Origin of the sequence: Bacteroides xylanisolvens XB1A (assembly GCF_000210075.1) — a bacterium.
Taxonomy (GTDB): Bacteria; Bacteroidota; Bacteroidia; order Bacteroidales; family Bacteroidaceae; genus Bacteroides; species Bacteroides xylanisolvens.
The window spans coordinates 3,667,345-3,692,897 of sequence record NC_021017.1 but is presented as its reverse complement, the minus strand read 5'-3'; the positions used below and the strand labels follow the sequence as shown (position 1 = coordinate 3,692,897).

General features: G+C 41.8%; 18 protein-coding genes. 4 read left to right on the top strand and 14 right to left on the bottom strand.

Annotated elements, in window-relative coordinates; translation table 11 throughout:
- Positions 1-185: 185 nt before the first annotated feature.
- The 8 genes from BXY_RS14305 to pta form a co-directional block, all read right to left on the bottom strand.
- Complete coding sequence (locus BXY_RS14305; RefSeq protein ID WP_004314435.1) at positions 186-950, bottom strand: UDP-2,3-diacylglucosamine diphosphatase; 765 nt, start codon at positions 948-950, stop codon at positions 186-188.
- 52 nt (positions 951-1,002) lie between these two features.
- Positions 1,003-1,314 (bottom strand): iron-sulfur cluster assembly protein, encoded by a 312-nt coding sequence (locus BXY_RS14300; protein ID WP_004314431.1) that lies wholly within the window; start codon positions 1,312-1,314, stop codon positions 1,003-1,005.
- Positions 1,315-1,494: 180 nt separating this feature from the next.
- Positions 1,495-2,190, bottom strand: coding sequence for a RadC family protein (radC, locus tag BXY_RS14295; protein WP_004314429.1), 696 nt, complete (start codon positions 2,188-2,190; stop codon positions 1,495-1,497).
- Positions 2,191-2,440: 250 nt separating this feature from the next.
- Positions 2,441-3,430, bottom strand: a complete 990-nt coding sequence (locus BXY_RS14290; RefSeq protein ID WP_015532280.1) for a glycosyltransferase family 2 protein — start codon at positions 3,428-3,430, stop codon at positions 2,441-2,443.
- Between the two features lie 497 nt (positions 3,431-3,927).
- Complete coding sequence (locus BXY_RS14285) at positions 3,928-6,624, bottom strand: PL29 family lyase N-terminal domain-containing protein (RefSeq protein ID WP_015532279.1); 2,697 nt, start codon at positions 6,622-6,624, stop codon at positions 3,928-3,930.
- Between the two features lie 374 nt (positions 6,625-6,998).
- A complete protein-coding gene (locus BXY_RS14280) occupies positions 6,999-7,934 on the bottom strand; it encodes a tyrosine-type recombinase/integrase (RefSeq protein ID WP_134993017.1) in 936 nt (311 codons plus the stop codon).
- Positions 7,935-8,138: 204 nt separating this feature from the next.
- Positions 8,139-9,338 (bottom strand): acetate kinase, encoded by a 1,200-nt coding sequence (locus BXY_RS14275; RefSeq protein ID WP_015532277.1) that lies wholly within the window; start codon positions 9,336-9,338, stop codon positions 8,139-8,141.
- 40 nt (positions 9,339-9,378) lie between these two features.
- Entirely contained in the window at positions 9,379-10,398 is a 1,020-nt protein-coding gene (gene pta / locus BXY_RS14270) for a phosphate acetyltransferase (protein ID WP_008024419.1), read from the bottom strand.
- 197 nt (positions 10,399-10,595) lie between these two features.
- Here pta and BXY_RS14265 point away from each other — a divergent pair, with 197 nt between their 5' ends.
- The 4 genes from BXY_RS14265 to BXY_RS14250 are packed head-to-tail and all read left to right on the top strand — an operon-like array spanning position 10,596 to position 13,735.
- Positions 10,596-11,039 carry a CidA/LrgA family protein gene (locus BXY_RS14265; protein WP_008024417.1) on the top strand — a complete coding sequence of 148 codons (444 nt, stop codon included), beginning with the start codon at positions 10,596-10,598 and terminating at the stop codon, positions 11,037-11,039.
- Positions 11,036-11,731 carry an LrgB family protein gene (locus BXY_RS14260; RefSeq protein WP_007755031.1) on the top strand — a complete coding sequence of 232 codons (696 nt, stop codon included), beginning with the start codon at positions 11,036-11,038 and terminating at the stop codon, positions 11,729-11,731. Before BXY_RS14265 ends, BXY_RS14260 begins: the two co-directional genes overlap by 4 nt.
- A gap of 56 nt (positions 11,732-11,787) precedes the next feature.
- On the top strand, positions 11,788-12,705 hold the full coding sequence (locus tag BXY_RS14255) for a DUF2156 domain-containing protein (protein ID WP_004305058.1): 918 nt from the start codon (positions 11,788-11,790) through the stop codon (positions 12,703-12,705).
- 13 nt (positions 12,706-12,718) lie between these two features.
- Entirely contained in the window at positions 12,719-13,735 is a 1,017-nt protein-coding gene (locus BXY_RS14250) for a GNAT family N-acetyltransferase (protein ID WP_015532276.1), read from the top strand.
- Between the two features lie 63 nt (positions 13,736-13,798).
- Here the strand turns inward: BXY_RS14250 and BXY_RS14245 are convergent, their stop codons facing one another.
- From BXY_RS14245 to BXY_RS14220, 6 genes are all read right to left on the bottom strand, one after another.
- Positions 13,799-15,094 carry an alpha-l-rhamnosidase gene (locus BXY_RS14245; RefSeq protein ID WP_118407371.1) on the bottom strand — a complete coding sequence of 432 codons (1,296 nt, stop codon included), beginning with the start codon at positions 15,092-15,094 and terminating at the stop codon, positions 13,799-13,801.
- A 14-nt stretch (positions 15,095-15,108) separates the two neighbouring features.
- Positions 15,109-16,149 (bottom strand): glycoside hydrolase family 43 protein, encoded by a 1,041-nt coding sequence (locus BXY_RS14240; RefSeq protein WP_055235288.1) that lies wholly within the window; start codon positions 16,147-16,149, stop codon positions 15,109-15,111.
- Between the two features lie 1,065 nt (positions 16,150-17,214).
- Complete coding sequence (locus BXY_RS14235; RefSeq protein WP_118407421.1) at positions 17,215-19,164, bottom strand: glycoside hydrolase family 97 protein; 1,950 nt, start codon at positions 19,162-19,164, stop codon at positions 17,215-17,217.
- 36 nt (positions 19,165-19,200) lie between these two features.
- The gene (locus BXY_RS14230; RefSeq protein ID WP_015532273.1) at positions 19,201-21,666 is read right to left on the bottom strand and encodes an alpha-L-arabinofuranosidase C-terminal domain-containing protein; all 2,466 of its coding nucleotides are present in this window, start codon (positions 21,664-21,666) and stop codon (positions 19,201-19,203) included.
- A 377-nt stretch (positions 21,667-22,043) separates the two neighbouring features.
- A complete protein-coding gene (locus BXY_RS14225; RefSeq protein ID WP_015532272.1) occupies positions 22,044-23,021 on the bottom strand; it encodes a glycoside hydrolase family 43 protein in 978 nt (325 codons plus the stop codon).
- Between the two features lie 23 nt (positions 23,022-23,044).
- A complete protein-coding gene (locus BXY_RS14220) occupies positions 23,045-25,381 on the bottom strand; it encodes a beta-galactosidase (RefSeq protein ID WP_015532271.1) in 2,337 nt (778 codons plus the stop codon).
- Between the last annotated feature and the right edge of the window lie 172 nt (positions 25,382-25,553).

The following is a 25,553-nucleotide window of genomic DNA, read 5'->3' as shown; positions in this document are numbered from 1 at the left end:
ATTTCTTATCGGTAGAGATTTTTCTCTTCAAGCATGAGCTCTTTTTCAATCCTTTTAAGCGAGCTAGTTGTTTCATGCCTTGAAACTGTTTGTTTCTCACCGAGAAACGAAGTGTTTCACACCGAGAAACCATTCGTTTCACACCGGGAAACTTTTTGTTTCAAACCGGGATGAAACTATCCGCCTCAAACCTGCGTCTCTCCTTCTATATATTCTTCAAGAAAAAGGTTCTCGCCGTCGAATACGGCATAAGAAAAGAAATTAATCCAGTCTCCAAGTATCAGCACACGTGAAGTGACACTTAGCATCAAATCAAGTTCAATGTGGCGATGTCCGTAAATAAAGAAGTTTATATTGGGATGACTTTTCAAATACTCTTTTGTATATAGTACCAGATGCTCCTGATTTTCCCCCATATAATCCGGTTCCTTTCCGTCAGTCCGTTTCTGCCTGCTGCGTTTCGCCCATGATAAACCAAGTTCCACGCTCCATCGGGGATGAATAGCGGAAAACAATGTTTGTAATGTTTTGCTGTGAAACATGGAACGAAGCAGTTTGAACTTCTTGTCCGGGTCGCCCAGCCCGTCACCATGAGCAAGATAGAACTCTTTTCCGTATATTTCGGTAGTCAGCGGTTCACGGTGCATAATGACACCACATTCTTTGGTGAGATAATCCCCACACCATATATCATGGTTGCCAATAAAGAAATGCACTTCCACTCCCATATCCGTCAGTTCGGAGATTTTTCCCAAGAAACGGGTATATCCTTTGGGGACGACCAGCCGGAATTCATACCAGAAATCAAACATATCTCCCAACAGATAAACAGCAGAAGCCTTGTGCTTTATACTATCAAGGAAGTTCACCAAACGCCGTTCCTGCGTGCGTCCATGCTCAATAGCACGGGACCCAAGATGCGCATCGGAAAGGAAATAAACGTTCTTCATGAGTTTTGAGTTGTTAGTTATAAGAGATTGATTATGAGGTTATCACTCGTAACTAGAGAAAACCGAGTTCGAGTTTCGCTTCCTCACTCATCATATCTTTGTCCCATTCCGGTTCAAACACCAGATTAATGGTAGCCGCAGTCACACCCTCCACCGATTCCACTTTCTGACGAATATCTTCCATGATAAAATCAGCAGCCGGACAGTTGGGGGCTGTCAATGTCATATCAAGTACCACTTCTCCAGTATCGGAGACATCTATCTTATAAATCAGTCCAAGATCGTATACATTCACCGGAATTTCCGGATCGTACACCGTTTTTAGCATGGCTACAATCTTTTCTTCTATTTCAATCTTTTCCATACGTCTTCTCATTTTGTTATGTATCGCAAAGATAGAGATAAAAAATGAAACATAAAAAATTAGGTACGGAATGAGCATCGTGTACCTAAAGAATATTACATCTATTCTCCATCTTCACTAATATGAAAAACGTACCCAGATGGTAAATTGTTGCAAAAGGGAATAAAGATGTAGAGAAAATTAAAGCAATCCTTCATCCGCAAAGCTAAAGAACCCGTCTTCGCAAACGACGACATGATCTATCAGGTGGATATTCATTGTATCTGCCGCTTTACGAATATGTTCTGTCAGTGTTTTGTCAGGCTGACTAGGACGGATATTCCCTGAAGGATGATTATGGACCACAGCTATTTGGGTGGCTCTTTGCAGCAATGCTTCCCGAAGGATGGTGCGTACATCGGTGTATGTTCCATCTATTCCACCGGTACTGATACGCACCTTATCAATCAATTTCGTTGCCTGATTCAATAAAAGAACCCAGAATTCTTCTTGTTCGAGGTCGCACATCAAAGGTTGAAAGATATCATAAATATCTTTTGAACAGGTGATTTGAGGCCTTTCTTTTGTGTTTTGCAGTTTCCGACGCTTTCCAAGTTCCAATGCAGCCATCACTGTAATACTCTTCGCCGGTCCCATACCTTTAAAACGGGAATAATCGCAGACTTCCCATTTTGCCAGAGAATTGAGATTGTTATCACAAGACAGGAGCAGGCGTCGCATCAGTTCAACAGCGCTTTCTTCCGTATTTCCGGAGCCGATTAATATAGCGAGTAGTTCGGCATCGCTCAATGCTGCTGCTCCCTTTTCCATCATTTTCTCCCGTGGGCGGTCCTCCAGTGCCCATTGGTTGATGGATAGTTTGTGTTTACTTTCCATTTGCTATGTTTTGAAGGTGTAAAGGTAGGCTTATTTAATTTAATGATAGAGGCAATGGGAAAAAAATTGGTTGCAGGCTTCTTCTTTTTTCTATGCAGAGACAAGTTGTGCGACACCCGGGTCTCAGCATACCTGACACCCGGGTGTTGAGTAGCATGAGACCCGGGTGTCAGACGTATTGAGACCCGGGTGTCATGCAACATTCCTTTTAAGTAAAAATAGGAATGGTAGTAAACAAATTAAAAGTAGGTTACTTATAAAAATTCTTTTGGAAAGCCTCAAACTCATCTTTCCCTCTGACACAACGCTGCCACCATGCACGCCAAAAGCCTGTACCATAGCCGATAAGTTGTATAAATGCAGCGGCTATGGAATATATGCCAATAGTCAGACTCTTATTCTGAATAGTAGAATCCATGCATACCAGCAATGCATAAAGAATGATCGGCGTAAAACTGAAAAGACAGAATGGGGTTCCTAATAATAAGAGTGCCACTCCCAGCGTAAATACAGCAGGAAGCAAATGCACCAGTTTCAGAGAGTCCGGGTATTTCTTATAAAGATTAATACGGGCAATGCCGGAGTTATGCACTTGCTTGAAGAACTTCTTCAAATCAGTACGACGTTTGTGATACACCCAGGCATCCGGAAAAAGCCGGCAAGTATAGCCGTTCTTAAAGATACGGATACTAAAGTCAATATCCTCTCCAAAACGCATCTTTGAAAATCCGCCTAAAGCCTCATACACTGCCCGGCGAACTCCCATATTAAAACTGCGGGGATAGAATTTGTCCATCTTCTTTTTCCCGCCACGGATCCCTCCGGTCGTAAAGAAAGAAGTCATGGAATAGTTTATCGCCTTTTGGATATCCGTGAAAGAATCGTGCGCACGGTCGGGACCGCCGAAAGCATCGGCAGGAGAAGCGAGAAGTTCCTTCTCTACCGCATCGAAGTATCCTTCGGGAAGAATGACATCAGAATCTAATATAATAAGGTATTCCCCTTCGCTACGTTCTGTCCCGTAATTGCGGGTTTGTCCCGGACCGGAGTTAAGTTTAGAGAAGTATTTTATATTCAACCGGTCTGCATAACGGTCTACTACTTCTTTACAGGGAATGGAGGAACCATCTTCTACAACAACGACTTCGAAATCTTTAAAGTGTTGCATGGTAAGACTTTGCAATAATTCATCCACTTCATCGGGACGATTATAAACGGGGATTATGACGGAGTAACGCATAGTAAATTCGTTTTAAGAATGAATTTGAGATGCAAATTAAGACAAAAAAGGGGAAACTACTCCCAAATCTCCAGAAAAACAAAAGAACTAACTATATTTCCTATCTACTTTTTATCAAGATTCCCTCAAAAAGTTTTCTATTCTCCGTTAGAATCATTATAAAAAGAGATTGAGTTTCTCCAACTATATTAGTTTTGATAAATCTTACAGAATAAAAAAGGGCGTTCCTGGGAAATAAGGGAAAATTGGAACGCCCTTCGAAATAAAGGTTTATTATTAGACTGGTCTTTCACAAGTGCAGTCTTTACCTTTTTTCATCTAACAAATTAAGGATGTCAAAAATCCTTAGTGGGAAATAACATATTCATCTTTTCACAAAGATGAATAATTCGACAAATAATATCCGATACCACCATATCGGACAATTATATTATCAATAAAAGGGTAACTCTACACAAAGGAAAAGAGTTACCCTTTCTTTCTTATTTAAAATAGGACTATTTCAAAGAAGCTTTCACAGTGATCTTATTAATAGTTTCTGTACCCCAGTTATGATTTACAGTTACTTTCACATAGATGTCCAATGACTGAACAATCGCTGTATTGTTACATGTAATCACACCTGTTGACGGATTAATAGTATAGGTACCCTCATTTACAGTAGCACTATATCCATCAATTGCATAAGTAATGGCGCCAGCAGCATCAATGCCATAAGCTGCAGCCCAAGGAGCTTTTGCTACTCCATTTTCAATAACTACATTCTTCTTGGTTACATTGATATCTTTGTCAGACATCTTGATTTCTGCTTTCGTTCCTACATTGATAGTCTTATTCTGATCACCATCTATATTCCAATCAATAGAAGACTTGTAAGACAAGACATCAAGCGGAGAACGCAATACAGGTTCACAATAAGTCACTTCTTTTCCATTTATATCAAGAATAGTAGCTTCAATATCAGTTCCTTGTATTTTAGCTCCGATCTTGATAGCACCTAAAGTCTTCACATCTACATCCGGAGTTACAGTAATAACATTACCAGCAATGCTTATCTGACTATAAACAGCTTTAACAGCATCAGACTGTTTTGCTTGCGGAGCCAGATAATATTCAATAACTTCACTAGAAGTACTGTTATCTGTATTATATGCAGCATAAAGAACTGTCAAATCAGCCGTCATACTGAATGACTTATCAGCTTCAGTCCATGCACCGGTAATAGTTGTCTTACCATTCACAACAAATGCACTATTTTGCTTGATGATCACTTTACGTTCGCACTTAACAAGATCCTTCAATTTCAAAGTATACTGTTTGTTAGAACCGTTAACACGATGAGTTGTTGTGGATTTACGCCATGCATATTCTTCAGAATTTGTAATTTCATATTTTGAGTTTCCACCACCTGGCCATGTTTCGAATGAATACAATTGCTGATCTCCATTGATAACAGTTTCGGCAGGGAATATCAATTTAAGATTATCCAAATCTGTGCTTGTACCCGGTGTGAATTCAATATATGCATCAACCTTGTTAGCATAAGTTTTACCATCTTCATTAGTCAAGTAATACAAACCATATTTAACAGGAGTTACGTTTTCATTGTCAGACATATAGTCACGTCCACCCAGTGAATTCAAGAATGCACGAACATTCAAGTCAATAGTTTGTTCACTTGTGCTATACTGCAATTTAGCTAACTTATCAGCTGCAGCTGCATCTTTCGTTTCTACATCAATATCAACCAATGCCGGAGCCACTTGCTGCTCGCGAACAGCTTTCACTGCAAAGTCATAAGAAATGATTTCCGTACCTTTTTCATTCTTATAAGTTGCTGTCACATAGCATAATTCATTGATAGCCGAAGCTTGCTCACTAGATTTAGCTGTAATAACACCGTCTTTAATTTCAAAGATACCTTTTGCCTTATCAGCTGTTTGTTTGAATTCAACAGTGATACCACTAAATCCTAAATCAGCCATTGAAATGAAATCCTCTTCCACATCATGTCCCAATGCTACAGAATCATTCAAATTATAAGATTTGTTATAAACAAATGTATATTCAACATAAGATGAAAAATCGGATTCGGTAGTTGCATCAGCCAAAACATCAGTAGGAACTTCAACTGCATCTTTTGTATGCACAAAACTCAAATCAGCCGGAGTCCATTTTTCAGCTTTGAAGTTGAAATAATCAGAGGCTCTTGTATAACCGTTAATTGTTACATCCAGAGAAGAAGCGTAAGGTTTATCAACTTCAATGTTTTCGGAAATCATATTTACACTCAAGATACCTTGTCGGTTATCCACCCATTTTGCACTACCTTCTACATATTTCAGTGCAGGAACAAGTGCTCTGGTTTTATATGTATCGGTAAATGCAAATACAGCTTTACCTAGATCCAGTGTAGTAGGCCATACTTTGAAAGTAGCTACAGAAGCACTGGTTGCCAATAATTCCGCATCAGGATCATTGGACGACATCAACCCGATTGATTTTACAAAATCATCTTTATCATTAGCAGCTTGTCTTCTGTAAATAATGCTTTGCAAACCATTATAGGCAGAACCTTCTGCCAACATTTTATATTCTTTACCGTCAAGAGTGATGACGTACAAACCATCTACCTCATTTATAACAATAGAAGGAACTTTAGTATCAGTTTTCAAGCTTGTTACCACATCACCGATAACGATATACCCATCTTTATTAATAGACACGTTAGCTGATGCATCCTGACCTGGTTCGCCAGGCTTACCAGGTTCACCTTGTTCTCCCTTCTTCCCAGTAGCATTAACCTTATTTCCATCTGCATCTAAAACATACTCATAGGTTTTGCCATCATCAGTACTTACCTGCCAATAGTTGTCACTTGATACTTTAAATTTAGGAATGACCGTTTCACCATTTAGTCCCGGCTGTCCGTTCTCTCCATCTTTACCATTGGTGATAGTCAATTTAGAACCGTTAGAAAGAGACAACTCATAACCATTTGCTACAGGAGTATAACTGACAATAAATTTACCGGCTTTCATTGCAGCATCCACCTCTTCAATTTTACTCTTATTGGCGTCGACCTGCTGTTGCAAACCATCTATATCATCATCGTAGTCTTTGCATCCTACGTAGCTGATAGTAGAAAGCGCCAGCGCCCCGAAGAGCATCACTTTTACAAACTTTTTCTTCATAACTACTTAAAAATTACATTAATAATATATTATTAAACACTAAGTTTCAATAATAGCATACCCGTTACTTCGTAGGTAACGGCAAACCTTTGTTCCTGCTCTTCTTGAGTAGTCAATACTAGAAAATGATATAATATACAATGAAACATTTTAACCCCTACTTCATGAAAGAGGTAGAGGGGAGAGAAATCTTATGCAAAATTTAGAGGTTGACATGCCCTAATACAAAGAATCTACGTGTTTTATCTGTTTATGTTCTTCTTTTGAATGCTTTATTAGAAAAAAATGTGTGATTTCGTTTGGTTGTTTTAAGAAATATGCTCATATTTGCACCGGTATTTATTCCCGTTACCTACAAAGTAACAGACTTATATTCAGCAAATTGCATTTCGAACTGAATATCGGATAAAATCAATAACCCGCTTGTTTGCTTCATCTATTTTCTTATTCTGAAAAGGTTTCAGATAAGTCTCCGTCACTGTAATGGACGAATGCCCCATCGCTTCGGGAATAATGCCCGGATGAATTTCACAATAATACGCTGTTGTGGCCCATGTATGGCGGGCGGTGTATGAACTCAATTTATCCCCCAGTCCCAACAATTCACCCAACAACATTAATTGCCGATTAAATGTGCGCAATGCTAACTGATACTCTCGATATGCTTCTTTTGTTCCTTCACGACTTTTCAACAATGAGAAAAGGTATGGAGAAGAAGGGTCACAATTCATGTACTTCTTCACCAAAAGCATTGCCTCCGGAGTCAATGTCACCGACAATGTACGCCCCGTCTTACGCCTACGATAAGTAATCACATTATCATGCAAATCACTCTTACGCAAATATGCGAGATCGACAAAAGGTAAACCACGAAGTAAAAACATCAGAGTAAATAGCTCTTGTGTACATCGCAAAGCCGGAGTTGCAACCGATGAATGTAATTTTGCAAATACCTTTTTTATGTCTTCCTCACATAAAGCTCGCTTACGGTCAGCGCGAGTACCGGTATAAACCGAATGGAACAAATTCGGCACATAAGGTGCTTTTCGAAGATCGACCGCACGATTATAGACTGCACGAAATGTGCGCAAATAAGTTGAAACTGTATTCCAACTACAACCACGGCTACGAAGATGTATCTCGAAGCCTTTCAACCATCCCGGAGTTACTTTATCAAAAGTGAAATCTCCTTTCCCACAATAAACAATAATGGCATTGAGACTACTACGATATACGTGAGCCGTCCCAAAGTTTCCCCCCATTTGTAGCCCATTAGCCACTTGCCTCATAAATGCTACTACTTTTAACATGTTACTATTACTTAATTTAATTACACAATAAACATACAGGTATTTTTAAGAACAAGCAAACCTGTTAGCTACAAATAACAATAATAATAACAATGTTGTTTCTTGGAAGTAAATGAAAGGAACCATGAGGTAAAACTAATACAAAAAAAGACGGGGATGTCCCAATCTTGGCACATCCCCGTACAATATAAATCAGTTCAGTTATTACTTCTTCAGAATATCCATTGTATCAGACGCAATCAACAGTTCTTCATCTGTCGGAATCACTACTACTTTCACTTTAGAAGCAGGAGTAGAAATAATTGCTTCCTCACCACGAACTTTAGCATTCACATCGTTGTCAAGCTCGATACCCATGAATTCCATATCCTTACAAACTTCACGGCGACATTCCATCTGATTTTCACCTACACCACCTGTAAACAGAATGATATCTACACCGCCCAATGCAGCAGCATAAGCACCGATGTATTTCTTGATACGATAATAATACATCTTCTCTGCAAGGATAGCTTTCTCATTGCCAGCCGCACAAGCAGCCAAAAGTTCACGCATATCGCTTGATACACCTGAAATACCGAGTACACCGCTCTTCTTGTTCAACAGGTTGGAAACACCCGTAGTATTCAAGCCTTCTTTTTCCATGATAAACGTCACTGCACCGGCATCAATGTCACCGCTGCGAGTACCCATCATCAAGCCTTCCAATGGAGTCAAGCCCATAGTAGTATCTATACATTTACCATCTTTGATAGCGGCAATAGAACCACCATTACCAATATGACAAGTGATGATTTTCTTTCCTACCGGATTTACACCCAAGAATTCGCATACACGTTTGGACACGTAACGATGAGATGTTCCGTGGAAGCCATAACGACGCACACCATACTTTTCATACAGTTCGTGAGGGATAGCATACATGTAAGCATAATCCGGCATAGTCTGATGGAAAGCCGTATCGAATACACCTACCTGCGGAATATTAGGAAGAATAGCAGAAACTGCATTCACACCTTTCAGGTTAGCAGGATTGTGAAGCGGAGCCAGATCATTGCAAGCTGCAAAAGCCTCCAACACTTCTTTGTTCAGCAATACAGATTCGCTGAAACGTTCGCCTCCGTGCACCATACGGTGACCTACCGCATTAATCTCATCCAAAGATTTGATAGCACCATATTCAGGATGAATCAATGTATTCAGGATAAACTCTACTCCTACTGTATGTTCAGGAATATCTTTTTCCAATACTTTCTTTTCGCCGTTCGGCAAAGTCAGTTTCAAGAAAGATCCCTTCAGACCGATTTTTTCGATACCACCTTGTGCAATCACTTCTTTGCTGGTCATATCGAACAATTTATATTTAATAGATGAACTTCCGCAGTTCAATACCAGAATTTTCATGTCGTTGTCGATTTAATACTTACTACTTTATACCTAATACTTATTTATTCGCCTTTGCTGCAATAGCCTGATTAGCCGTGATAGCAATCATGCGATATACATCTTCGATAGAACAACCACGAGACAAGTCGTTTACCGGACAAGCGATACCCTGAAGGATCGGGCCGACAGCGTCAGCATGTCCCAGACGTTGGACTAACTTATAAGAGATATTACCAACTTCCAGACTCGGAACAATCAATACGTTTGCTTCGCCAGCCACAGGAGAACCCGGAGCCTTGCTTGCACCGACTTCCGGAACAAGAGCAGCATCAGCCTGCATTTCACCATCCAGATCAAGCGTAGGAGCCATCTCCTTTGCAATCTTAGTAGCTTCTACCACTTTATCAACTACTTCGTGTTTTGCAGAACCCTTGGTAGAGAAGCTCAACAGAGCCACTTTCGGATTTTCAATACCGGCAACGGCTTTCGCAGTTTGAGCAGTACAAATAGCAATCTGTGCCAGCTGATTAGCATCCGGAACCGGAGTTACGGCAACGTCACCCATGACCAAAATGCCATTCTTTCCGTATTCAGGAGCATGAGTCAGGAGCAACATAGCACCGGATACGCAAGTGATTCCCGGAGCAGTCTTGATAATCTGCAAAGCAGGACGCAATACATTACCAGTAGTGTTGCGGGCACCAGCCAACTGACCGTCAGCATCACCGCTCTTAATCATTAAACAACCATAGAACAAAGGATCGCTCGTCAATTTGCGGGCTTCTTCGATAGTCATCCCCTTCTTTTTACGAAGTTCACACAACAACTGCGCATATTCTTCGTGTTTCGGAGAAGTTTCAGGATCAATGATAGTAGCTTTACCGATGTTTCCCAATCCCCATTTTGTAGCAAGTTCATTAATTTCTGCCGGTTTACCCAGTAAAATTAGATCGGCTACTTCGTCTGTCAAAATCATATTGGCAGCTTTCAATGTGCGTTCTTCAGTTCCTTCCGGAAGAACAATACGTTGGCGATTTGCTTTCGCACGCGCCACGATTTGGTTGATTAAATTGAGCATAGATATATTGAATATTATTATAAAACGTCCTTACAATTTGTAATTTGCGGTGCAAAAGTACTCAATTTTGCAATATCCACATTACAATTTCGGCTATTTTTCTCTCCCAAGTCTAAAATATTATAATATTTAACACTGTACTCCTATTTTTCATACCTTTGCAGTGTTTTCAAACAAAATCAATAGGTTATTAGTATATGATACGTCAGTGCGCCATTTTATTTGGCTGTTTGGCTTTGGGTGAATTAATAGTTTATCTTACGGGTATCAAGCTCCCCTCCAGCATCATCGGTATGCTGCTGCTCACCCTCTTTTTAAAATTAGGTTGGATTAAACTACACTGGGTACAGGGATTGTCCGACTTTCTGGTTGCCAACTTAGGATTCTTTTTCGTTCCGCCCGGTGTGGCTCTTATGCTATACTTTGATGTTATTGCGGCAGAGTTCTGGCCGATAGTAACAGCGACCATTGTCAGCACCGCGCTTGTACTTGTCGTTACGGGATGGGTACATCAAATCGTCCGCAAGTTCAGGCTGGCACGTCAGATTAAGCTGGCGCGCAAACTTCATCTGACGGATTTCCATCTGTCGGAGAAACTGCACCTTAAAGATAAAATCAACTTAACGAATAAAGACAAATGAGCTTCTTAGAGAATAATTTCTTCCTGCTGGCTATCACCTTCGGGATTTTCTTCTTTGCCAAATTGCTTCAGAAGAAAACAGGACTGGTATTATTAAATCCTATATTGCTGACCATCGCCCTATTAATCATCTTCCTTAAAATGACAAATATCTCATACGAGACCTATAATAAAGGAGGACATCTGATCGAGTTCTGGCTCCGCCCGGCTGTTGTTGCTTTAGGCGTACCTTTATATCTTCAATTGGAGATGATAAAAAAGCAGTTATTGCCTATCCTTCTGTCTCAACTGGCAGGCTGCATTGTCGGAGTTATTTCAGTAGTGCTGATTGCGAAATTCATGGGAGCTTCCCAAGAAGTAATCCTGTCTTTGGCTCCCAAATCGGTTACGACTCCGATTGCGATGGAAGTAACCAAAGCCATTGGCGGTATTCCGTCACTGACGGCGGCAGTTGTTGTGGCAGTTGGTTTATTAGGAGCAATCTGTGGTTTTAAGACCATGAAAATCATGCATGTAGGCAGTCCGATCGCTCAAGGGCTTTCGATGGGGACAGCCGCTCATGCTGTCGGAACTTCCACCGCAATGGATATCAGCAGTAAATATGGAGCATACGCCAGTCTGGGACTGACACTGAATGGAATCTTCACTGCACTACTCACACCTACGATCCTTCGATTATTAGGTGTCTTGTAAAAACAAAATCTCTTGATTTTCCGTTATATAAAGAGTTAAACGCAAAAAGCAATTTTATGATTCCATTTAAAGATATCACATTAGCAGACAAAGACACAATCACCTCATTCACGATGAAAAGTGATCGCCGCAATTGCGATCTTTCATTCTCCAATCTTTGCAGCTGGAGGTTCTTATATGACACTCAATTCGCAGTGGTCGACAACTTTCTGGTATTCAAGTTCTGGGCGGGAGAACAACTTGCTTATATGATGCCCGTAGGCACAGGAGATTTGAAAGCAGTATTGTGGGAACTGATAGAAGATGCCCGCAAAGAGAACCAGCATTTCTGTATGCTGGGAGTGTGCAGCAATATGCGCGCTGATCTCGAAGCTATCCTTCCGGAACAGTTCACTTTCACAGAAGACCGCGACTATGCGGATTATATTTATTTGAGAAGTGATCTATCTACGCTGAAAGGGAAGAAATTCCAGGCGAAAAGAAATCATATCAACCGGTTCCGCAACACTTATCCGGATTACGAATACACACCGATTACCCCGGACCGTATTCAGGAATGTCTGGATCTGGAAGCAGAGTGGTGTAAAGTGAATAACTGTGACCAACAGGAGGGGACAGGCAACGAACGTCGCGCCCTGATTTATGCTCTCCACAACTTCGAGGCACTCGGACTGACGGGAGGTATCTTGCATGTGAACGGTAAAATTGTCGCATTCACATTCGGTATGCCTATCAATCATGAAACATTCGGCGTACATGTAGAAAAAGCGGATACCAGTATTGAAGGTGCGTATGCCATGATTAATTATGAATTTGCCAACCGGATTCCCGAACAATATATCTATATCAACCGGGAAGAGGATTTAGGTATTGAGGGTTTGCGCAAAGCCAAACTGTCTTACCAGCCGGCGACGATTCTGGAAAAATATATGGCTTGCCTCAAAGAGCATCCCATGAATATGGTTAAATGGTAAATCCATTATAAATATGATGTTAAAGGAGCAAGTAAAAGCATTGTGGAAAATCTGTTTTGACGATAGTGAAGAATTCGTTGAAATGTACTTCAGACTGCGTTATAAAACAGAGGTGAATGTCGCCATCCAAAGTGGCGATGAGGTAATCTCTGCGCTTCAGCTGCTTCCTTATCCGATGACTTTCGGCGGAGAAACAGTGCAGACTTCCTATATTTCAGGAGCCTGTACGCATCCCGATTTCCGAAGCAAAGGGGTTATGCGAGAGCTCTTATCACAGTCTTTCGCCCGGATGCTGCGGAATGGAGTATATTTCAGTACATTGATACCGGCAGAGCCCTGGTTGTTCGACTATTATGCCCGCATGGGATATGCTTCCGTATTCAAGTATTCAACTAAAGAGATCGTTTTGCCGGAGTTTATTCCTGCTAAAGAGATAGCGGTCAGTGTGGTATCAGAGTTTCAGGAGGAGATCTATTCTTATTTGAATAAGAAGCTTTCCGAACGGGCTTGCTGTATTCAGCACACGCTGGAAGACTTTCAGGTTATTATGACTGATCTTGCCATCAGCGGAGGATACTTATTTGTAGCCAGACAAGAAAACGAAATCAAGGGGGTGACTATTATATATAAAGGAGACAAACATATCATTATCAATGAGCTTTGCGCTGAAGATAAAGATGTGGAATATAGCCTATTGTATGCTATCAGGCAACACACCGGATATAAGTGCATGGTTCAACTCTTACCTCCCGAAGATCAACAGCCTCAACATCCGTTGGGCATGGCACGTATCATCAATGCCAAAGAAGTGCTGCAAATCTATGCCGCGGCTTTCCCCGAAGATGAAATGCAGTTGGAATTATCGGATAAACAACTGTCGGTAAATAACGGTTATTATTATCTGTGTAAAGGGAAATGCATGTATAGTACCGAGCGACTGCCCGGTACACATATACAGATGAATATTAGTGAACTAACCGATAGAATACTCCAGCCGTTAAAGCCATATATGAGCTTGATGATGAATTAAGACACGAATTACACCACCTAGGAAGAGTACGAAAAAAGAGTTGCAGATAATTCCTTCATATCTTTACTTATTTATATTCATATCTGTTTCTAATACATATACCATTTGAGGGTCAATTTCCGCTGTACGTTCACCATCTCCCTGACGGGTGTGTTGCACAAAGAGATGGAGCTTCCGCTGTTTCTTCCAGAGTTCCGTATCATGAGACGGTTCCCAGGCATCCACGGAAAAGTCGGTCAAATCCGTTATCGTCCATTTACTAATGCCGACGTCGGACGCATGTACCATCGATACACGGCTTCCCCGTTCTTCGTCGCGGAAAATATAAAAGACTTCCCCACCCTCTACCACAATACGCGGACGGGCAATAGGTATCATTTTCGTACCGCCACCCTTCAAGGTAAAAGGTGTTTTGCGATCTGTGATCTGCCGTTGATGCCATACTTTCCCGTCATTCCAGACGATACGGTATTGGGGCACGTCACTATCGGAGTCCCGCCAATAAGTAGCTATATACGGATTTCCTTCTGCATCGGCACTCATACTTGTCTGATTAATCAACTCACAGTTTTGAGGCAAACGACAGGCATACTCTGCATTAGACAATCGGATAGGAAGTTCATATTGCTCTCCACTTGATTTATACCAAGTCACTCCATTATCAAACGAACGGGCATAACATATATCATGGTTTGTTTCCACATGCCAGCTTTCGCGCCACACCCACGAAAGATGGATGGTTCCTTTCTCATCGACATACATTTGCCAATAAGCATTCCGTTTATTTTCTCCATCAATCAGTATATCCTGCACACGAGTCCATTTATGTTCTTTCAGCGAATAACGGTTCATCACCAAGTTACCACGACCGGAAGAACCGGAACGATAAACAAACAGTAAATCTCCTCCGGATAAAGAATAAAACTCCGGATAGGTTACATTTCCTTCATCAATTCCGGTCATCGGTATTTTATCTCCCAGTTTCAGAGAACCGGGAGCAATGCTCCGGCAATAATTCAGTTTATGTCCATGATGATCGAAAGACACGTGTATGTAACCTTCTCCGTCCACCATCATACTGATTACATTATGAGCATCCTTTACATTTCCCTGATATTGGGTATGGTGTAAAGTCCATTGTTTCGAATCCAGTTTCCGTTTTCCAAGTATCAGATAGCCGTCGTTATCGTAATAACTGATATATTGTTCATCACCATGCGTCACCAGCGAGTTATTGCGAAAGACCGCAGTATTGACCGAAGTACAACTATATCCCTTTCCTACTTCCACCAAACACTGGGAACAGACAAGAGTAGGAACAAGTATTATTCCGCAAAGTAGTAGTAATATCCGTTTCATGCTTATCTTCTTTTTTATTTGTCAAAGATGGAAAGAGTCCATTTTTCATGCCAGGGAATTGTTATCTTCCCGTCTTTTACAAGTACAGGCAGCCATACATAGCGGGAGTCTTCCAAGTCTTTCTTTTTCCAGCGGTCGAACATAGCAATGTATGCGTCCTTCTTTCCGATAACAGGCTGAACGTAAGTACTCTGCGCGTAAAACGTTTTATCCGCATCCGGTCCCGTACAAGGATTACCGATCGTTTTCCACGTTCCCATAATAGAATCGGCCACTGCTATTTCGGCCACATTCGGATCCCAGCCTGTGCAACCGGAGCTTAACATATAGTATTTACCATTATATTTAAACACAGCCGGAGCTTCACGAGACTCTTTGACAAAATTGCGAGTAAACCGTCCGCTGGGTTTCAGGTAATCATCAGTCAAAAGACTAATATACATAGTTTCATTATTTTCCGAAGAATAGAACTGATAAGCACGTCCGTCATCATCCACAAAAACTGTCTGGTCGCGGCTCATCGCATTGTTCGGACGGAAACTTCCCTGATAGACGAACGGTCCGACAGGAGAATCGGCAACCGCCACGCCAGCACAAGCCTTACTGTAATCGGCGCTTTCCACATGTGCCCACATTACAAACTTACCGGTCTTCTTATTAAAGATGACTTTCGGACGTTCCAACACCTTGGAGGGATGCAGGTCATGATTCGGATCGTCTTTGACTGCCGAAAGCACAATTCCTTCAAATTTCCAATTCAGCAAGTCTTTAGAGGAGTAACAACCGACTCCGGTCACGTCTGTACGATAACACTCCCACGTAGCCCAGTCCGGCAAAATCGTTTTTCCTTTCTTGTATTCACCATACCAATAGTAAGTACCATTGTGATAAAGAAGTCCGCCACCATGGGCATTGATCGGATTTCCATCCGTATCATTCCACACTTGTCCGGGGATAAATGCTGTGTTCTTTTGTGCCTGCATTGATACAGGCAATAACAACGCGCAAACGACTCCTGATAATATACACTTGATTATTCTGCAATGTCTATTCATATTCATGATATTAAATAAGATTTCTTGTTTACAAAGATAGATGATACATTAAATATAAAGGTACACTTATGTGTCAAAAAAGGACTAAAAAACAATCATTCTCCGCTAAATGTATCATATTACGGAGCATTTGCACTTCAATTTTAGCCTGCGTTTACCATATAATACGATAGGGATAGGGATTTCACCTATCAGTTCACTCAATAAAAAGAACCTACCCGATTTCAACACAAAGTGATTTTCTGGTCGAGCAGGTCATTTATATATACACATAAAATGCTTTTCTGATAGTCCGGTTTCCTAATCCTATATGGCACTTCTCTATCTATGCTTCTGAAGACATACCTGACCTGCTTCCTTATCCATTACTAACTACCCTCTCTTTCATTAATAACAAACTTTCTTTTGATTATAGGTAAACTTCCTACTACCAGTATGTAAACTTACTTTTCAATAAATGCAATCTATAAATGAAAGTTGCGTTTATAAAAACAAAACTTGCAATTATATAAATGGAACTTGCATTTATATAATCAAAGCTTGCATTTATAGTTTTCTTATAATGCAAAAGAAGTTTAGGTCCTATACAAAGGAAGTTTGTCCCTTATAGAAAAGAAGTTTTCTTATAATAGTCTGGAAGCCATCTATTAATACTTCTCCTGCCAGCTATAGATAAAAGATTTAGCAGACTAGACAGCTGTAAAAGCCAGGGTAGAAAGGTGAAAGGAAGGTGAAAGCCAGCCCTTCACCCGCTAATGACGATGAACAGGGCATTGTGAAAGGTGAAGGGTCTTTTCTTGAATATGATTATTTTAGTATACCAGCGTAAGGCAATGTCTGCAACCACAACTGAATGAATTATATCCACGAAACATTTCTCAAATATGATTTCATTCAAAGAATAAAGAAAGCAGTCTATATTGTTTATATTCAAGCAATTATTCATAGCACAATTTGTGTAGCATAAAAAGTGCTACATAAATTATGCTATAAATATTGATTCTATCAAACTTTTACCGAACAATCATTGCCACATGATCCCACAACAAACGGTAGAACTATCATCTATTTGTTTACCAATACAGCACCTCCCTGCGGAAGAATCTCCAGCTGTACTTTACCGTTCTCTTTTACTTTCAACGGCACTAGCTGTGGTGCTCCTTTTTTATCATCCTTATACAGAGAAACTGTTTTTCCGGCAAACATCTCTAAATCCAGTTTCAACTTCAATGTTTCTTTTCCTGCATTAATGGCCGCCACATACCAAGTGCCACCGTGACGACGTGCCAAGACTACATATTTCCCCGGATATCCGTCAATGAAACACGTCTCATCCCACGTGGTAGGAATCGTTTTCATATAGTCCATGCAAACAGGGGAAACATCTTTCAGGTTGTTGGGGGCAAGTGCAAAGTTCTGTACCGGATTCTGGAATAACACGGTAGTGGCTAATTGAAATATATCAGTAGTGCGACGCGTAGTTCCTCCGTCATTGTTGCGGTTCAGCCGTTTGTTCAGGAAACAGCCGCCAAATTCCATGCTACCCACCGTATTGCGGATAAACGGATGCAGACAAGCATTGAAAGCCTCTTTATCGCAGAAATGCTGGTTGAATACCATATTCTCGGATGCCAGTACGGCTTCACTACCTACATAATTCGGATACATGCGTTCCCATCCGCGAGGGATTGTACAACCGTGGAAGATCACCATCAGGCCGTGATCGTCGGCATCACTCAAGATATCTTCATACAGGCGCATCGTTTCTTGCTTGTCGCCACCAAAGAAATCGACTTTAATGCCTTTTACTCCAAGACTCTGTAACCATTTCATCTCCCGTTTGCGAATAATGGCGTTGTCCATGTGATTAACCGGTCCTTGCTCAATATCATTCCAATAACCGGAAGAGCTATACCATAAGAAGAGTTCCACGCCTTTACTACGTGCGTATTCTACCAAAGACTTCATGCGGTCACGACCGATGTTCGTATCCCACCAGTTATCAATCAACGCATACTCATATCCCATTGCCGCAGCAAAATCAATATATCGCACCTGATCGTCATAGTTGATACTACCATCCTGCCAAAGAATCCAGCTCCATGTGCCGCGTCCGAAACGGTAGTCATATTTTGTTTCATAAAGAGGACGCACGACATCCCACGCAACAGTTGTTTCCACAATCGGTTTCAAAGTCTCGCCGACAGTGATGGTACGCCAGGGAGTAGCTCCCGGCAAGGCAAATGCCGGAGCAACCGTTCCGTTGCCATTATTTTCTTCTGCCATCGGGAAAGCAATCGTATACAGATTACCTTCGCTCACATCGCTTAAACGTGAGCCGCAATATCGACTGTCCACTCCTGTCTCGCTAACCAGCACCCAACCATCGTCACCAATACGGAACAGGCAAGGGAATGTGTAACCATGCCCGTACTGGGAACGGTCACTCATCGGAGCATCTGCCTTGTATTCTTCCTCATAACTGGGTTTTGTACGCTTCCATCCTATCATAGCATCGCTTTGCGGACACAAGAAAGTAGTAGTCTGTTGCGGAAAACGGAAACCGGTTTCTTCGGCAGTCACCGTTACACTTCCTTTTCCATCTTGACGCGGCAGAATATAACGGAAAGCTACATCATTGTTGCTGACACGAAAGACAACGTCTATTTTCTGCCCTTTCGGATTCTCAAAATGACAGTTCAGCTCGTTTGCCTGATAATACACTTGTGAGGTTTTAATACGATCCTGATGGTAGACAGTATCAATCGGGGTGACCGTATGCCCTGTCAGTTTCATTCCTTTAGCAAAGTCACCGATATTCGTGTTCATACCCAAAGGTGATTTCTCCAGCATGGTTTTCCCATTATAGGTAATGGAATAACTTGGCTTTTCGGTAGGAGAAGTAAAGACAACCAATTGCAGTTTTTCATCCGGTCCTTTCACGACCACGTCTTGTGCCATCAGCGAAGTCAGACAGCAACCAGCCACCAGTAGAGTGCTTATTATCTTCTTCATATTATTCATGTTATTATGTTCTTCATTTATTTCCTGTTATTTCTCATTTGCCTTTTTTATCCGGATCACCGTAAAAGAGTAGGCAGACAATTGGCAATCAAACTTTTCTGCCACTTCCACCGTATCTTCAACAGGTAGCGGAGTATCTGCCGGTTTACCGGTCAGTACGGTTCTCTTTGCAGAAGGCTGTATCACACCGATTCCGGAAAGGTCGACATGGGTATTAACCTCTACTGGAAGTAAGTTGACCAACTTTACAATCACATCTCCACTTGCCGAATCGCGGACAATGGAAGAAGCAAAACGTTTCTGCACTTTATCGTCTTTATTATCCAAAGTGATCTTCGACGGCAAATATTCGTTTCCGGCATTCTGTCCGTAGAGTTTCTGCACATAATATCCGGTGGTAGGTTTCACTTCCCGGTTATTGAAGTAAATCAAATCCGGATTCCATTGGGTATGTCCTTCTTTGGCGAGAAGAGGAGCATAGGAAGTCATGTGTACAACGTCTCCATTGCGTTCCAAGGCAGCAAGATAAAGAGCTTCCGTCAGTGCAGTTTCGATATTCGCTTTTCGTCCCGGGATATGAGTCGCATATTCGCCCAGGTATACTTTTGTCTTTTTCGAACGGTCGTATTTATCGTAGAAATCCTGATTGTTCAGGAACCATCCCGGAGTCTGATAATAATGTTCGTCCACCATCGGCACACCCAGTTTGTCGGCCAGTTTCCATCCTTCTACGTAGTCTGTTCCTTCATTGAACGGTCCTACTGTACCTACAACGACCATTTCAGGATATTTTTCTTTGATGGCATTAAATATCATTGTAAAACGTTCTTCGAAGATATCGGTGATGAGATCTTCATTTCCGATGCCAATGTATTTCAGATTAAAAGGTTTCGGATGGCCTGCTTCGGCACGTACCTTTCCCCACTTTGTCTTCTTAGCGTCGCCGTTTGCCCACTCTATCAGATCAAGAATATCCTGAATATAAGCACCCATTTCGCTCATTGGGATACCGCCTTGCTGCCCGCCTCTCAAGTCACCGTGACAGGCAGAGTTCTGGCAAGGAACACCGGCTGCCAATACCGGAAGCGGTTCTGCGCCAATATCTTCGCAGAATTGGAAATATTCAAAATATCCCAGTCCCATGCTTTGATGATATCCCCAAAGGTTACGTTGCGCCTTTCTTGCTTCTAACGGACCGACTGTGTTTTTCCATTGATAGATATTCTTCAGACCATCACCATGAGCCACACAGCCACCGGGAAAACGGATGAAACGGGGATGAATGTCAGCTAACACTTGAGCCAGATCCTTGCGGAGTCCGTTCTTGCGTCCTTTAAATGTATGCTGCGGAAATAGGGAAATCATATCCAGATTCAATTCTCCAGCAGATTGGGGAATGATTTCGAGGCGAGTATCTGCGGTTGCTTTGGCAGTAATCACTGTTTTATACGTTTTCCATTGCCGGGAAGATACAGTCAGAGAAGTCTCTCCACATATATTTCCTTCTCCATCTACCAAACGAACCTGCAATTTGTTTGATTGCCCCTGCGGAACCCTCGCAAATATGGAAAAGTCATATTTCTCTCCGACATTCAGCGCGATACCATCAAAGCCTGTATTTTCTAACGCGGCTCCCGGTCGTTCTACATTCAATACGGCATAATGTGGATTATTGGCATGAATAGGATCGGTAGTGTTAATGGTGAAAGTGGTTTTATCTCCTTTCAATGTCCAGGAATGAGTACTATTCCAGTTCTTATCCCCTTCCCTGTCTGAAGGGTCGTATTCGAAATCACGGTTCTGGATCAGCTCTGCATAGAGTCCTCCGTCTGCCGAATAATTAATATCTTCAAAGAAGACACCCAACAAGACATCGCTGATGTCTTTGGCACGTTCGGGCTGTACGGTGACCATTGCATTTACAGGCTTCAAACCGGCAAAACGTTCTCCATCCTGCACCGGACGTTCTTCATGCAATGAGTTCCGATATTGATTCCAGCCATAGTTCTTATTTAATCCATCTACCAAAGTCCACGCTACCCGGTTGATAGTTCCTTTCTGCTCCTCTCCGGCAACTACGGCTTTCACTCTTGTTCCGTCAAAATCGGAAGTAGTACGGGGATATTTCTGGCTGGTCCAGTTTATCAAGTCTTTAGAAGTGGCCTGACCGTATCCATCACGATCATTCAATTTCCAGGTACATATCCATTCGCCAGCGGGCGACTGTTTCAAATAAGGGTCGAGCATTTTCTTCTGTGATCCCCAACGGCTGTAATCACACCGGAGATATCCGTAGTTCCGGCCGACTTCAAACCAGTTTTCCTTATCCATGCTCCAGGCAAAACGAAGCCCGCTACGTCCGTCGTCTCCGGAAGTGGCAAAGGAAAAGAGATAAACCGAATCGGGGGTACTCGTCATTTCTTTGATTGCAGCTAAAGTGACTTGCTGAAACGACAAAAACAAGACAACTAAAAACAGGAATAAATTTCTCATGGTATCTATTGCATTAAGATTATCAATCGCAAAGTTAAGATTTTCATTATTCTAACTGATATATTTCAAGCTATAATTGGTTGTTTTACACTTAAAAATATATAAGAAACAAGTAAACAAGGGTAAAATATACACTTTTTCCAATATCGTATACTATTTTCCTGGATTACACTAGTGAATCCACCTTATCTTAATAACTCAAAAAAAGACGAAAGGGTGAATGTATTTATCTGGAAATGAAAATTACCCGCTTGAAATTCATTGAATTTGTAGATGAGAGGTGCCCAAATTTCCTTTCAACGAAATCATCTTCGCGACAAGAAGCTGTGGCGAGGATGATTTCTAATTTAGATGGGTTTTGACCTTCCTCCTTTAGATCAGAAACCTTCCGGTTTACCATACGCCTTGAAAAGGCGTTGCAATTCTTTTTGAGTAATCGGAATAACAGTACCGTGGCGTGGATGGAAATCCATACTGATAGCATGGTCAATCACTTTGAAGTGTTCCAGATCGACACTTTCCGTAAACTGGTATTTGCCTTTCATATACACATCATACATCAAGATGTACTTATCCGAGCCAATCAATGGAAAGATACCCGCACCCTCTACTGCATCCTTCGTCTGCTGCTTATAGTCATCTGATTCCGTCCACTGTCCGGAGATCAGAGAAGGAGAAGTAGCCTTTTTAATGCCATTTCCATTCCCTTCCGTTTTATAGAACAGGTGATAAATTCCATCTTTATAAATAATGTCGCCGTCAATACATGACTTTTCGTTTTTCGGAAGAAACAGTGGTTTCGGTTCTCCTTCTATATCGGTGAAATCCTTGTTAGCATAAGCATAATAAATGATGTCCGGGCCATTGCCATGTTGCATGGACCAATAGATCATGTATTTTCCGGCTTCCTTGTCATAAATCGTTTGTGGCGCCCACACACGTTTCAGGTTTTCCTGATCGGGATATTTCTTCTGGATATTCACGATATTGGAAGTCCAGTGTACAAGGTCTTTCGATTTCAGCAATACCATGGCGCGATTAGAACTCCATCCATTGGCAGATACCATGTCTGTAACTACCATATAAAATGTCTTCCCATCTTCACAACGTAAAATATGAGGATCGCGCACTCCGCCTGTTGAACTAATCACCCGGGAATCAAGTACCGGTTGATTTCCATTCAAAGCTTTATAATTATATCCGTCGAGACTAACAGCCATCCTGACGGCTTCTTCACTCATGCGATTGCCGGTGAAATAAACAAACAGGTAGGCAGATTGTTGGCAATATCCAGTCAACACTCCTACGAAGAGGAGTGCGAAAAGGATTATATTTTTCTTCATATCTATTATCATTTCAATGCTTGTACATCAATAGTTTAGTAATTAAAGTCGGCAGATTTCACATACACCCGATATTCTTTAATCATGCCCGGATATTCTTTTTCGGCACGGGGCAGATAGCGGAAGCCGGTCACTGTTTCCACTTTACTCAAGTCAATCACCAGTTGATGAGGATAAGGGACATTATCCACAGTCATCCAGAAAGTAGATTCCTGCAAATCAAATATTTTGTCGGCTGTACGGTTGCCGCTACGCGTTTCTTCGCTATCGGCATAACGAATCTTCCAATGCTCACGAGATACCGGTTTGCCATCAGCTCCCAGGACATCGAACTCTGCCACTGCTGCGATGTTATCATTTGCTTGCGGAGAAAGCGCTTCCAAACAGAAATAACGTCCTTTCACTGGAGCAGCAAATCGTACTTCCTGCCAGCCGTTGCCCGGAGTGAAAGCACCTTCATGTATTACTTTCTCACCTGCCAGTTTCAGTTTTTCTCCATCCTTGCGGTGTGTTTCGGGAGCTTTTTCACGAAGCATATCAAGAATAGGTTTCTTCAAGCCTTTGATAGAAGCCTTGGCAGGACCTTTCAAATCCAATACGAGAATTTCATTCTCTCCTTCTTTCAGCCAGCAGCCCGGCATAAAGAGGGTCTGTTGCGGACCGATTTCCCAGAAACGCCCCATTGCATGACCATTCACCCAAACCATACCTTTACCCCATGTACTCATATCCAGAAATGTATCTCCTACTTTATCCAGTTTAAAAGTGCTCTTGTAGTAAGCAGGCATAAACGGTAGTATTTTTGTATCGTTATATTTCTTGTCTTTAATAAAAGAATAATCTACTGGAAAGTTGTACACAGTCCAGTTTTTCAATTCCTTAGCCTGATTACCCGAAACTAGCTCCACCTTTTCTGTAATACCTTTGCGGTCGTGAATGGATTTGTCAAAGTTGACACGTCCCATTGCTTCCACCAGAATATCCAGTTGCGTACCTTTTTTTAGTGCGGGCAAAGTCGTAGTAAATTCTCCTTTGCGACGGTCCAAACGAGCCAGAAGTTTGCCGCCGGCATAGATTTGCGCCCAGTCGTGCACTTCCGTAATCTTCAAAACGGTTCCTGCGGGGATTGCTTCAGGCAGTGTGGTCCGATACAGAATAGTTCCCCATCCTTGATTGAATTGTTCCATCGGTTGAATATCCACTATTTGTTTGGCTTCCGGCAAATTCGAGAATAGTGGAGCCACTTTATTGAAATGAATTTCTGGAATCTCAATAACAGGCAAAGCAGCGGGGATTTCAGGCAATGATTCACCCGCCGAAAGATAGTTTTTCAATAAATCGCGAAGCAAGAAAAACTTTTCGGTAGTCCATCCGGCTTCACTGATCGGAGCGTCATAATCATACGAACTGCACATAGCGGAATAAGCCGGGTTGTTTGCACCTCCCCAATGACCGAAAGTCGTCCCTCCGTGAGTCATATAGAGACTGAAAGAAATATTCCGGTCGAGCATATCCTTGATGCCCTGTACCATGTCTTTCGCAGGACGTGTTTCGTGTTTCCGTCCCCAATGGTCGAACCATCCGCTCCAGAACTCACTACACATCAATGGAGTTTCGGGACGAAGCTCTTTCAGTTTCTTAAACTGCTGGTCGATATTAGCCCCAGTTCCGAAATTCACAGTCCAAATCAAATCGTCGAGTGCGTTATTGGTAAAGTTACTGCTCCAGTCACATTGAAACAGAGGCACATCGGTAAAACCGGATTCACGTACCAAATCACGTACGGCAGAAACGTATGGTTTATCGGTTCCGTAAGAGCCATACTCGTTCTCCACCTGAACCATGATAATGTTTCCTCCTTTATCCACTTGCAACGGAGCCAGTTGTTTGCCGACTTCTTTCATAAAAATGCCTACGCGTTCCATGTAATAAGGATCAAGCGTGCGCAAAGCTACGTCTTTTTTCTTTAACAGCCACCAGGGAAGTCCTCCCATCTCCCATTCCGCACACACATACGGACCGGGACGGACAATGACGTACATTCCATGTTGCTGCGCAAGTTTACAGAAAGCGGCAATATCATTCTGACCGGAGAAGTCGAACTTTCCTTCTTCCTGTTCGTGGATATTCCAGAAAATATAAATGCAAATCGTATTCATTCCCAATGCTTTGCACATCTCTATGCGATGACTCCAGTAAGCCTGTGGGATACGGGTGTAATGCAATTCAGCCGCCTTCACTACAAATGGTTTTCCATCAAGCAGGAATGTGTTCTTGCCCGCCTCAAATTTGTGGGCAGTGGTTTGCGCCTGTGCACTACTAAAGAGAATAACTGTAAAAAGTACCAGTAAAGCAATAATTTTGTTTTTCATGGTTTATTCAAAAATAGAATTTTAATAGTATACGGCAAAGGTAGGCGATTCACCTAAAAAGGAGGGGATAATTATCATTCAAAAAGGGTTAGAAATAAAGCAAAATAGCGCCAATTGGCGCTATTTGGCTTTATTTCATTTATTCCCGATCGCAGAAATACCTGGCAGAAAC

Bases quoted from the DNA above. Each gene is read 5' to 3' on its own strand.
- BXY_RS14285 (WP_015532279.1), bottom strand. From the start codon at position 6,624: ATGAAGAAAAAGTTTGTAAAAGTGATGCTCTTCGGGGCGCTGGCGCTT.
- BXY_RS14235 (WP_118407421.1), bottom strand. From the start codon at position 19,164: ATGAAGAAGATAATAAGCACTCTACTGGTGGCTGGTTGCTGTCTGACT.
- BXY_RS14240 (WP_055235288.1), bottom strand. From the start codon at position 16,149: ATGAATAGACATTGCAGAATAATCAAGTGTATATTATCAGGAGTCGTT.
- BXY_RS14220 (WP_015532271.1), bottom strand. From the start codon at position 25,381: ATGAAAAACAAAATTATTGCTTTACTGGTACTTTTTACAGTTATTCTC.
- BXY_RS14260 (WP_007755031.1), top strand. From the start codon at position 11,036: ATGAGCTTCTTAGAGAATAATTTCTTCCTGCTGGCTATCACCTTCGGG.
- BXY_RS14275 (WP_015532277.1), bottom strand. From the start codon at position 9,338: ATGAAAATTCTGGTATTGAACTGCGGAAGTTCATCTATTAAATATAAA.
- BXY_RS14280 (WP_134993017.1), bottom strand. From the start codon at position 7,934: ATGTTAAAAGTAGTAGCATTTATGAGGCAAGTGGCTAATGGGCTACAA.
- BXY_RS14250 (WP_015532276.1), top strand. From the start codon at position 12,719: ATGATGTTAAAGGAGCAAGTAAAAGCATTGTGGAAAATCTGTTTTGAC.
- BXY_RS14305 (WP_004314435.1), bottom strand. From the start codon at position 950: ATGAAGAACGTTTATTTCCTTTCCGATGCGCATCTTGGGTCCCGTGCT.
- pta (WP_008024419.1), bottom strand. From the start codon at position 10,398: ATGCTCAATTTAATCAACCAAATCGTGGCGCGTGCGAAAGCAAATCGC.
- BXY_RS14225 (WP_015532272.1), bottom strand. From the start codon at position 23,021: ATGATAATAGATATGAAGAAAAATATAATCCTTTTCGCACTCCTCTTC.
- radC (WP_004314429.1), bottom strand. From the start codon at position 2,190: ATGGAAAGTAAACACAAACTATCCATCAACCAATGGGCACTGGAGGAC.
- BXY_RS14230 (WP_015532273.1), bottom strand. From the start codon at position 21,666: ATGAGAAATTTATTCCTGTTTTTAGTTGTCTTGTTTTTGTCGTTTCAG.
- BXY_RS14300 (WP_004314431.1), bottom strand. From the start codon at position 1,314: ATGGAAAAGATTGAAATAGAAGAAAAGATTGTAGCCATGCTAAAAACG.
- BXY_RS14290 (WP_015532280.1), bottom strand. From the start codon at position 3,430: ATGCGTTACTCCGTCATAATCCCCGTTTATAATCGTCCCGATGAAGTG.
- BXY_RS14255 (WP_004305058.1), top strand. From the start codon at position 11,788: ATGATTCCATTTAAAGATATCACATTAGCAGACAAAGACACAATCACC.
- BXY_RS14245 (WP_118407371.1), bottom strand. From the start codon at position 15,094: ATGAAACGGATATTACTACTACTTTGCGGAATAATACTTGTTCCTACT.
- BXY_RS14265 (WP_008024417.1), top strand. From the start codon at position 10,596: ATGATACGTCAGTGCGCCATTTTATTTGGCTGTTTGGCTTTGGGTGAA.